Here is a 10,901-nt window from a genome sequence, read left to right as displayed (position 1 = left end):
ATGAGGGCGGCCCGCCTGGGGGCTTTGCGCCACATAGGGTGGGTCAAATTTAAATGCTGAAACCGGGTCAGTTTTGAACGCTCATTGACACCTTTGATGCCCGAGCATCAATTTGGACAGGTCTGATCAGGCTGCTCAACAACAGCAACCGACATTGCCAATCCAATTGTCTTTGCTCATCGTTTCCAAGCGACTAAATTGGGTCCATGGAAGAAGTCACTCGACTGACCGAATGGATGATTACAGAAGGTCGTCGCTCCGGTGATCCTGTAAAGGTGGTGTCACAGTTTTGTTCCTCCTTGATCGAAGCCGGAGTGCCGCTATGGCGGGCAAACATTGGCCAGCGCTTTGCCAACCCATTGCTTATTGCCTGGGGGGTAGTTTGGACGCCTGAAGGCACCGACAGCTACGACGTCACGCATGAGACGATGTTGACAGATGGTTATGTCGGGAGTTCATTCGAGTATATTCTTGCGAACAGAAAGCCACTTCACAAAAGTCTTCGGCGACTGGACTTGGAAACAGAGCATTCATCCTATCTTGAATTTGCAGAGCAGGGCGGCACAGACTACTACGCTACTTTGCTCTATTACGGCGATGGATCGCTGCATGGATGTACGTTCGTTACTCAGGCAAAGGATGGATTCTCGCCCGAACATCTTAGGCTGATTGAAGCGGCCTTACCGGCCCTTTCTTCTGCCTTGGAACCTGTCACGATGCGAAAATCGTCTAAAGGTCTGCTTCGAACTTATTTAGGAGATGGACCTTCCGAGGCCGTCTGGAGCGGCAATATAAAGCGCGGAGAGCGAACAACTTTGGATGCCGTGGTGATGTTCTCTGATCTGCGAGGCTTTACAGCACTTTCCGAGACCTCTCCGGAAGAAGATATCTTCGACACGCTTAGCGACTATTTTGATCTGGTGGTTAAAGCCGTAGAGGACAACGGTGGAGACGTCCTCAAGTTCATGGGCGATGGCATCCTGTCGATCTTTACTATTGAAGCGCAAAAAGACCATGCCGACCGCTGCAGAATGGCGGCTCTTGCAGCGCAGAGTGTGCTGAGTGGTTTGAACGCTCTCAACACCAGACGAGACGGGTTTCAAAAACCGCCTTTGGATGTTGGTATTGGAATTAACGTCGGGCAGGTCAGCTATGGTAATATCGGCAGCCCCGGCAGGCTTGATTTCACAGTTCTGGGCGGGGCGGTGAACGTTGCAAGCCGAATTGAAGGTTTAACAAAATCAACTGGTCGGAGAGTGTTGGCGACGTCAGCCGTTGCAAGTGCTGCTCCGAACATGTTCGTTAGCTGTGGGGATCACGAAATACGTGGCCTTGCGCAGCCCATTGAGTTGTTCTTTCTCACTGAAGATGCACAATAGTCAGCTATAGTTATTCAAAACAATCTACCTTCGGCATCTTACGAAATTAGATGATCGCTAGAAATGAAACACAAAGCGCAAAAATCCACTAAGGCACGGCAAGCTGAACGTAACTGTTAGAGTAACCGGAAAACGGGACTTGCCCGTTGTCGTTCAGCTTCCCTGGAATGATGAACATGGCCATTGACTTTGGTAGCAGGCATTTTCCCGCCAGCAGTTGATAAAATGAATATCTAGTCTGAATTAAGAATTAGATATTGGGAAATATCTGCGACTGATGTCCTATTTCTTTTTTGCTGCCATCTTCGCAGGCGCCGGTGACGGCCAAGCGATCAAGTAGTTTGCAGAAACCTAAAGCTGGGACCCAATTGGTAAAATACTTAATAGCCCGGCAACTATGTGATCCCAGGCCGATCCTGTCGGCTCGAATTGGTATTCAAGAATGGTGCCATCATTGGCTCTTGTCGTCCATCTAAGCTGGCCAGCTTGCTCGAGCGTCACGTTATATGTGTATGCGGGTAGTGCGTCGTCCAAGGCTCCCATCGTCTGCGCAGTCAATGCTGGAGAGTCAATCAGAATTCCCATCTCGGTGTTGATGTTGACAGATCGCGGATCCCAGTTGAATGAACCCACGAATAAGTACTGGTCATCAATTGCAAATGCCTTGGAGTGCAGGCCTGACCTGGATTGAGCCCAGTTAATACCGCGGCGTTGGACTTGATAAGCGTCGGGTCGCAGCTCGTAGAGTTCTACTCCACCGCGTAGTAGTGCTCGGCGTTTCTTGGCGTAGTGTGCGTAAACGGGTGCGACGTCGTTAGATGCAAGTGAATTGGTTACAACCTTTACGTCGACCCCACGGTTCTCGAGTTCGGTCAGCCATTTCACACCGTTGTTGCGCGGCACGAAGTAGGCGGACACGATGTTCACTTCACTGCTGGCATTCTCAAAGTACGGAAGCAATTGAGATGCAAGAACGGGACCTGAGTTCTCGAGGCCCGCGGCCTTTGAAGGCGGATCAGCATAAAGTTTCGCTGGCAGCCAATCCAGTAACAGGGCGCCATCCGCGAAGTTCTCTTTTGCCGACTTTCTGAGCGCTGCGCCGTACTGCGTTTGCTTCGCTTCCTCGACGAGTTCATTCAACCTGCTGCGTGCATCGCTCAGGTCAAATTCTTCGGGTTCTCCGACAACCACGCGAGCCGGAACTGCGAATTCGCTGTTCCAGTAAGCGTCAAAGCTACGTGACACTTCGCGTACAACTGGGCCTGCGGCCAGCACATCCAGATCAGCATAGTTCATTTCTTCCCGCGCCAAAAAATACTCGGCACCGATGTTTCTCCCACCCACAATCGTGAACACGTTGTCTGCTGTCATGGACTTGTTGTGCATTCTGCGATTGATGCGTTTGAAATCAGTCAGACCCGCGATCAAAAGGCTCTGATCTCGCCAGAACGGGTTGAATAGCCTTATTTCAATGTTTTTGTGATTGTCCAACGCAGCGGTCATCGCGTCGTAGCCCGACGTATCCATATCATCCAACAACAGCCTGACACGAACACCCCGATCCGCCGCTTGCAATAGGCTGGCAGCGAACAGGTGACCGGTTGGGTCGTCGTGCAGAAGATAGTATTGCGCGTCTATCGTTCGCTCGGCCGCAGTGGCCAACAACAGCCGTGATACGAGCGCTTCTTCTCCATCACTGATCAGCTTGATGCCTGACCGACCGTCTTTAGGATCCCCAAGGCGATTGGCCGCCTGACCCAGAGCCGTGCTGGAATTTGCCGGTAGCGCAGCTGATACCGTCTTTTCATACGTGCGGGTTTTCGGAGCGCAAGCGACAAGAAACAGCGCGCAACAAACACTAATCACGAACTTCCATTGCGCCATAGACTTCCTCCAACCCCATGTCCTAGGTGACTACGCCCGAGCGTGCGATTGCAAGTTTGTTCTATGAAGCCTGAGGTTGTTTCGTTCGCTGGTGTTGATTTCGTAACTCTCACAAGCGCCATGTTGTTGGTTTGCGATTTCGACACTCCCCTGTTCCAACGGACTATGGCAGAACCCAGATGCGTTGAACCACACCGCTCGTAACCAGTTTCCGTGTTATAAGTCTCTGATCAGGTAAAATGATGCTCTCTGATTTTGGAAGTTTAGGTGCTCTTAGCATTGACGTGTTACGATTCCGCCCCACAGTTTTGACGCAGATTTTCGGAGCATCCTGAGTGTTTGTGAGGACCACCGCCTTATTGATTTTTGCTGTGTCGATCCCGGCCACGGCATTGCAGCTTCGCGAAACAGGGCGTTATGAACTTAATCAGCCCGCAAGTCTTGACTACGATCCGACCTTTTGTGGGTTGTGGATTGCGAACGAGGGGCCCGAGGCAATTCTCGTTACATTGCAAGGTGATGAATTGCGCCGTATATCCAGCGATCTCTTTCGGATCAAAGCAATTGCTGTTGAAGGGGATCACTTGTTGCTGGGCGATGGTCTCGGCAGTCTTCAACGTGTCACCAAGGACGGATCGCGCCTGGGAGCACCCTTCGAATTGGAAGGTGGTTTCGCGGATACGGAAGGAATTGCGATCAACGCCAAGGGACAGATCGTGACCGTAGAGGATGACCCCGAACGGTTGTCGTGGTTCACCTCAGAGGGTGCTTTGACGGCGAGGTTGGATACCATGAAGCTCTCTCCTCCCTTGAGTGAGGCGCAGGGCATCGCGATTGATCCGCGTACAGGCCACATGTTGATTGTTGATGACTGGGAAGGGTCAAACAGCCTGTATGAGTTCACGGCAGATGGCCAGCTTCTCGCCCAGCAAAGCTTGTTGGAGTTCGGAACCGACCCAGAAGGCATCGCCATTAGGCCGGGATCCAACCAACTGTTCGTGGCATTCGATGGCGGCGCGAAGATTGTGACATTTGACTACACGCCCACTTTGCCTGAAGGATCGCTGCCGCTCCCGCCGGGCGCGGATTGCATGATGTTCTGAAAATTTAGTTGCTTGCTTCGGCTGGCGCAGGTTTCGGCTAGTCGCGCTCGCTGTCCAAAGTTTCGCGTATGAACGTCAGATTAGGCAATGATTCATGGAACGGTTCAGGCCCGATTTCGGACAAAACTGGAGCCAGGGATTCCGACATCCGCTCCATACAAGCTTTCAAAAACTCCGCGCCTTGCGGTGTAGGCCGAGCAATTTTCGAACGCTTGTCATTGGGGTTGGCCTCAAGAGTAATCAGGTTATGATTTTCAAGACTGGAGAGCATGTGCGTCATCGAAGTTTTAGGCACTTGAAACGCGTTCGAAAGTTGCTGTGGAGTTTCACCCTCGGGGCGCCGTACCAGATGGCCCAAAATTCCGAATTGAGTCGCCGTCATTCTACCAGGCAAGAACGCTTCCAGCTTGGTCGAGATCAACTGATTGATGATCCCGACTTCGGTGAAGAACCGGTAAACTTCCTTGGTCTCATCTTCAGGCTTCATTCAGAATTCGTGTCTCCAGCGGCCAGCGGGGTGTGGCAATTGGTTCAGGTCCATACCCCAAACGCAGCAACATTTGCACCGTGTGGTCCGGTGACGCAAGAAGCTCATGCGCCAGAGCGTATTCATCGGCCATCTCAGGATATTCCTGAAGGGCCTGGCTGACAGGATGAACGCCTAGGCCCATTTCGGTTGTCTTCAGGTAGAAACGCATCAACTGACGTCCTGCATCAAGTTGATCGCTTCGCGTATTTGTGGCTGTCGCGAGGACTGCGTATTGCGGTGTCGCGTCTAGCATAGCGAAGTAGTCTTGCATGTGCGCCTGAGTGCCTGGGTGATCAACGTTCATCAGGGTCTCATTGTCCAATAGGCCAGTAAGTCGCAGCGTTTCCAGCATGGGATCACGCAGTTCAATCCCGTCTGGGTTTGCGTTGATTTCTGCTTTGCCGATCCGCATCAGGTCGACGGATTCTCTAAGGGTCTGTGGAGTTCGCATTTCGATTTCAAAAGCGCGTTTTGTGAGGTCTCGAATACGGGCCACTAGATCCTCATCGGAAATCAGAGTGGCATAGTTTTCAAGGACCGATATTTCCGCCTCAGAGAGCCGCTGTTCAGTGTACGGTTCTTTATTTGAATGTCGGTTGAGGATTTGATCTGAGAGTGGATCGGATGCCCCGCCAGATACAAACATCGCTTCTGCGATAGGTCCGTCATTCCCATCTGGCAGTAACTCGACCTCAGTATCAAACCCGTGAGCACCTGCTGCCAGAACCATCGTTTCAACAAATGCACCGAGGCCAATATAGAGCTGGCGGTGGTAAGGATCGGTTTCCGGAAGCTCGCGATCTGTATCACGGTGGATCCGCACCTTGTCTTGCCCAACCAACTCGATCAGCCAAGGTTGCAAATTGTGCGGATTGGGGGCGAGAATTGCGTAGGACAAAGCAGCCTTGCGTGGGTCATCATACGGTTTCGGCGTCCACGGAGCTAAAGCTTCATGGGGTGTACGTGTCGTGAGAAAACCAGCCGCGCCCGTTGCCGCCAGTATTGTGCCTCCGCCTAGAATCTTGAGAAAACGTCTTCGGTTTGGCATCTTGACTCTCCAATAGTACGATATCGAACTAAATTAATACGAAATCGTACCATTTCAACCCCAATCGATGCAGTGATTGTTTGAGCGACTAGAAAAAAAGAAAATCAGAGCAGCCGGAGGCAACTGCGGGTTGCCGTGGTAGACAAGTATTCGGAGCGCCTTTAGTACCGAAAATAAGCAGATATTTTAGATGATTAATGGCCGGATACGAGAAGATCAGAGGCTGTTGAGCCGATGCTTTTCGAGTATCTCGCAAAGCATAGCCTTGGCTTGCAGCCTGTGTTCTCGATGACGTTCACGGGCGACATCCGGTCGACCTTCACTAATAGCATGGAAAACAACCCGGTGGTCTTCATTGGATTTGACGGGCAGGGGTCTGATGAACAAGGTCGTTGCGCGCGCGCGGCGCACCTGGTCGCTCATCATGGCGACAATCGCTTCGACCCGTTTGTTGCCGCCCAACCGAACGAGCTCTTGATGAAATAACTCATCGGCCTCGGCCCAGGCTTCAAGATCTTCGGCTTCGATGGCTCGGTCCATCTTCGCAATTGATCCAGCAAGTACTGCCAGTTCATCTTCTGAATAACCCGCTTCGGCAGCGCGTTGTGCAGCGAGGCTCTCGAGCTCCGTCAGGATGTCGTAGATTTCACGCATATCGTCTGATGAAACCGGCAGTATCCGCACGCCTTTGCGGGGCCGCATCTCCAACAACCCCTTGCTTTCCAACATCAGCGCAGCTTCCCGTATCGGGGTGCGGGACATACCAAGGGTTTCGGCGAGTTCCGACTCCAGGTGGTCAGTTCCGGCTGCAAGTTCGCCGGACAGGATCATCTGCCGCAAATCCCTAACGGCGCGTTGCGTATTGGAAAGAGTTTTTGCGTCTTGACCCTTCACGGCGTCTCCAGGTTGATCTTTCGTCCCTCCGCAGCCGAAAGATAGATGCTCTCTTCGATGCGGATCACGTCCAAATAGTCTCGGGCCGTGTTTTCCAGCGGCGTGCCCTTTACAAGGCCTGAAACGACGTGACTTTGCAAGGCGTGGACGCAATCGCCTCCAAACCCATCATGATCGCTTGGAGGTAGAATCTGCTGTCGCTCATGTTCTCCAAAAACGCGGAGTTCTACTGAACCGTCGCCGTTAAGAACCAGTGATCCTTCGGTTCCTTCGATGAGCGCTTCGCCCATGGTTTGACGCAGGTTTTCGGCACTGTGGTCAAGGCATCTGTTGCCATCGAACAGAGCTTTCAAACCGTTGGGGTGGTCAAATAGGATGTAACCTGCGTCCTCGCCCGCGATAACCGGGTTAACTTGGCGCAAGTCCGCGTAAACTGCGCTGGGCGCATCGAACAAAAATCGGAATGTGTCTACCCAGTGAACCGCTGTTTCATGAACTAGGAAACGTGGCATTTCCTGAAAGTACGGCTGCCGGTCAAGGTAGGCTTGCGGTCCCTTTCCGTCGCCGGGCCGAAGCCGGAAAGTCGCTTGGAGAGGTGTGCCAATTCGACCCTCGGTCATCGCCACCTTGATTGCACGATACCAAGGCTGAAAGCGAAAGTTCTCGTGTACAACAATAGTTGCACCAACCGCTTCAGCCTCTGAAACGATCTTCTCCGCTTCATCCAAAGACTTGCAAAAAGGTTTTTGGCAGATCAGCCATTTTATGCCCGAATGCAGCGCAGTTCGAATAGCGTCGGCTTGCGCCACAGGTGGAAGGATGATGTCCACGAGATCTGGTTTTTCCGCCTCCAGCATTGTTGACAGATCATCGTAAGCGGCCAGTCCTGTTTCCTTCGCTTTGTTGATATCACGGTTGCAGGATGCAATCGGAACCGCTCCGGGCATTCGGGACCAGCTTTCGTAGTGGAACCTGCTGAAATACCCCGCACCCACACACGCGACCCTGATGGTATGTTGAGTATTCATGCCCGCAATTCTTCCAATACCGATGAGGCAGCGTCCTGCGTTCCGGCGGTGCCACCAAGGTCACGAGTCAGGTTCTGTCCGTTTGCAGTCACCTTTTCCACGGCTTCACGCAATCGTTCGCCGTCATTTGACAGGCCTGGGTGATCACGGGTCAAACCCAACCATTCAAGCATCATTGCTGCGGACAGGATCATCGCAAAAGGGTTGGCAATACCCTGTCCTGCAATGTCTGGAGCGGAACCATGGCAGGGTTGGAATACAGCGTGATTCAACCCGATATCCGCTGATGGAGCCAGTCCAAGACCGCCCATAAGACCTGCACCAAGGTCGGAGAGGATGTCTCCGAACATGTTCTCGGTCACCAAGACATCGAACTCCCAAGGTTTTTGGACCATCCACAGTGCGGTGGCATCAACATAGGCATGGTCTGCCTGCAATTCGGGATGGTTTGCAGCTTCTGCATCAAACATCGATCTGAAGAACGCAAAGGCGCGGAACACATTGGCTTTGTCGACACATGTAACTCGACCCCGACCGCGCCCGGTTCTTTTGCGGTTCTGGGCGAGTTCAAACGCGAAACGGAACAGTTTTTCGGACACCTCACGAGTGATCAGCAAAGTTTCACGTGCTTCGTGTTCAGTAACTTCGCCAGCGCCTTGGGTGAAGAACAGTCCTTCTGTGCTTTCGCGTATCAAGACAAAGTCGATCTCTTTTCCGGGAGGCAACGCCAATGGGGTCATTTGTCTACTGCTTACCTTTACTGGCCGCACCCCAGCGAAAAGTCCCAGCTGCTTTCGCAGATCAATCTGTGGTGAAATCTCGGTTCCGTCAGGGTAACGAACATCCGGCAAACCCATTGCAGATAGCAGAATCGCGTCGGCGTTGCGTGCAGTTTCGAGTGACCTAGCCGGAAACGATTCTCCAGTTTTGGCGTAGTGGCCTGCGCCCGCCGGAGCGTCTGTAAACACCAGTTCGTAGGAAGGACTGCCGCGCGAGAGCTGACGCAGAATTTCAAGCGTAGGGGCCATAATTTCCGGGCCGATCCCGTCCCCATGGAACACCGCGACATCGTAAGTCTTTTTCATCTTGGCCCGCTTCCTTCCAGTTTCGCATTCATAGCGCGATAGCAGCTTTCGCTACAGTCCGTTGACAACGCATTCTTTAATGTATACGCAAATAAATGCAATAATAAACGCAAAGATGTTTGGGAGGACTTGGAAATGAAACTGAAGCTAGGGCAGTTGGCGGCCGCAGCCGTGATTGCAACCGGGATTTCAGGGGCTGCTACCGCGCAGGATTACCCTTACCGTGATATCACCACAGCTGTGGTCTGGGGGGCCGGTGGCGGCACGGACACGATCAACCGAATGATCATGGCCGAAATGGAAAAACACCTTCCAGTCTCGATCAATGTGATCAACCAAACCGGTGGGGTCGCAGGCTCCAACGGCATGGTCTACGTCATGAACCAACCAGACGATGGCTATACACTGGTTGGTCTGTCTGAATCGAACGTCACCGCTGCTGTGCAGGGTGGTTGGGATAAGAAATTTAACTTTTGGTATCCGTTTATTGTTGGCGGATCACCCGATCTGATCTCGGTTCCAGCGGACAGCCCTTACAACACTCTGGAAGAACTGGTCGACGCTGCCAAAGCCGCTCCTGGCACTATTCCCGCTGCCGCGTCCGGCGCGGGTTCGATCCACCACTTGAATCTTCTCGCCATCGAGAAAGGGTCCGGTGCAGAGTTCAAGTTTGTTCCATACAAAGGCTCAGCGCCCGGGCAGGAAGCGGCGATAGCAGGTGAGGTTGCGTTGGTTGTGACTTCGCTGGCTGAACAAGCTCCTTTGATCGAAGGCGGACAGTTGAAGCCACTTGCGATGTTGACACCGGAAGATGCGCAGATTGCCGGAGCTACAGTGCCATCTGCCTTTGGCATCTATGACGGTCTCGACAAGTATCTGCCACTAAAACAAGCCATCGGATTTGCCGTTCACAGCTCGGCTGGAGATGATGTGAAGGCGGCCCTCGGCGATGCGTTCGAGCAGGCGATTGCATCCGATACCGTCGCTGAATGGGCTGAGGCAAACAATTATGATGTCGGTGGTCAACACGGCGAAGAAGCTCAAGAATTGTTTGCGAACCTTGAGGCTACTTTTGCCTATACCTTGCAAGATTTGGGCGCTGCCACGGTCGATCCAGCCTCGCTGGGTATCGAGAAGCCCTAATCCGATCAATTTTGGAAGGGCGCGTTTGATCGCGCCCTTTCCTCTAGGAGGCAGGCATGGACAAAATCGACGAAACACTGGTCATGCGGACCCGCGATTTCTGGGCTGCGATTGTTCTAATAACAGTGTCCGTCTTTTTCCTTTGGAAGACGTTGGATATCCCACTTTGGGGTGAAAACCGCGCAGGTGTAAGTGGGTCGGACTGGTACAACTCGGCTGCAATTGTACCGTTGTTCATCTTCTGTGGATTGCTTGTGTTGTCCTTCGTCTTGTTGGCTACTTCGATCCGCTCAGGTGGAGCCCAGAACGCGCTCACGGCTTTGGGGATCGGTTGGGATAAGTCGGAAGCCTATCGAGCATCAACAATAGGCCTGATCCTTCTTGCATACGTCGTCGGACTGGTTCCCAGAGTGGACTTCATTTTGTGCTCGGGGTTACTGATTACAGCTTTGACTTACGGTTACTACGGCGGTCACGCGCGGCGTGCTTTGGTGGCCTGTGTCGCAGTTGTCTCTGCCGGGCTTTTTGCGTTCGCTGTATTTCCCGCGCAGGCGGAATGGAATGCACACAGTGATGATTGGTTTACACTGGCCCTATGGGTCTCGCTATCACTTGTGGTGTTGACCAAAGCGGCTTCCGAACGCGTTTTGCGTATTGTGCCAGTCGTCGCAATATTGGCCCCGCTGATCCTCGTTTGCGCGATGGCCTTTATTTTCCGACAGAACGTGCCCGCGCGCGGGGGGCTGATCTTCAAGCAAATCGAATACCACTACTACGTGACGCTTCGTCCGTTATGGAAAGACTGACC

The 10,901-nt window shown here is 52.7% G+C and carries 10 protein-coding genes; 4 read left to right on the top strand and 6 right to left on the bottom strand.

All coding sequences use genetic code 11. The features are described 5' to 3' along the window. The first annotated feature begins 206 nt into the window (after window positions 1-206). On the top strand, window positions 207-1,379 hold the full coding sequence (locus ACRZ96_RS19630) for an adenylate/guanylate cyclase domain-containing protein (RefSeq protein ID WP_170395464.1): 1,173 nt from the start codon (window positions 207-209) through the stop codon (window positions 1,377-1,379). A gap of 351 nt (window positions 1,380-1,730) precedes the next feature. Here the strand turns inward: ACRZ96_RS19630 and ACRZ96_RS19625 are convergent, their stop codons facing one another. Further along, entirely contained in the window at window positions 1,731-3,263 is a 1,533-nt protein-coding gene (locus ACRZ96_RS19625; protein ID WP_480771992.1) for a phospholipase D family protein, read from the bottom strand. Between the two features lie 371 nt (window positions 3,264-3,634). On the opposite strand from ACRZ96_RS19625, the gene ACRZ96_RS19620 reads away from it, so the two are divergent. Beyond that, a complete protein-coding gene (locus ACRZ96_RS19620; RefSeq protein ID WP_480814964.1) occupies window positions 3,635-4,366 on the top strand; it encodes a hypothetical protein in 732 nt (243 codons plus the stop codon). A gap of 37 nt (window positions 4,367-4,403) precedes the next feature. On the opposite strand, the gene ACRZ96_RS19615 is transcribed toward ACRZ96_RS19620, so the two are convergent. From ACRZ96_RS19615 to ACRZ96_RS19595, 5 genes are all read right to left on the bottom strand, one after another. Continuing rightward, window positions 4,404-4,853 carry a MarR family winged helix-turn-helix transcriptional regulator gene (locus ACRZ96_RS19615; RefSeq protein WP_223117474.1) on the bottom strand — a complete coding sequence of 150 codons (450 nt, stop codon included), beginning with the start codon at window positions 4,851-4,853 and terminating at the stop codon, window positions 4,404-4,406. After that, on the bottom strand, window positions 4,843-5,943 hold the full coding sequence (locus ACRZ96_RS19610; RefSeq protein ID WP_223117475.1) for an Acg family FMN-binding oxidoreductase: 1,101 nt from the start codon (window positions 5,941-5,943) through the stop codon (window positions 4,843-4,845). The genes ACRZ96_RS19615 and ACRZ96_RS19610 overlap by 11 nt, the downstream gene beginning before the upstream one ends. 216 nt (window positions 5,944-6,159) lie before the next feature. Continuing rightward, on the bottom strand, window positions 6,160-6,837 hold the full coding sequence (locus tag ACRZ96_RS19605; protein WP_170513698.1) for a GntR family transcriptional regulator: 678 nt from the start codon (window positions 6,835-6,837) through the stop codon (window positions 6,160-6,162). Beyond that, complete coding sequence (locus tag ACRZ96_RS19600; protein ID WP_480814963.1) at window positions 6,834-7,865, bottom strand: Gfo/Idh/MocA family protein; 1,032 nt, start codon at window positions 7,863-7,865, stop codon at window positions 6,834-6,836. Before ACRZ96_RS19600 ends, ACRZ96_RS19605 begins: the two co-directional genes overlap by 4 nt. After that, window positions 7,862-8,950 (bottom strand): isocitrate/isopropylmalate dehydrogenase family protein, encoded by a 1,089-nt coding sequence (locus ACRZ96_RS19595; protein ID WP_480707009.1) that lies wholly within the window; start codon window positions 8,948-8,950, stop codon window positions 7,862-7,864. The genes ACRZ96_RS19600 and ACRZ96_RS19595 overlap by 4 nt, the downstream gene beginning before the upstream one ends. 135 nt (window positions 8,951-9,085) lie before the next feature. Here ACRZ96_RS19595 and ACRZ96_RS19590 point away from each other — a divergent pair, with 135 nt between their 5' ends. Together ACRZ96_RS19590 and ACRZ96_RS19585 are read left to right on the top strand one after the other, a co-directional pair. Next, entirely contained in the window at window positions 9,086-10,093 is a 1,008-nt protein-coding gene (locus tag ACRZ96_RS19590; RefSeq protein WP_480814962.1) for a Bug family tripartite tricarboxylate transporter substrate binding protein, read from the top strand. A 56-nt stretch (window positions 10,094-10,149) separates the two neighbouring features. Then, the gene (locus ACRZ96_RS19585) at window positions 10,150-10,899 is read left to right on the top strand and encodes a hypothetical protein (protein WP_480562753.1); all 750 of its coding nucleotides are present in this window, start codon (window positions 10,150-10,152) and stop codon (window positions 10,897-10,899) included. Window positions 10,900-10,901 lie beyond the last annotated feature (2 nt).

The sequence above is a fragment of the Ruegeria sp. CF1 genome (assembly GCF_056537445.1).
This window is presented reverse-complemented; position numbering and strand designations above follow the sequence as displayed.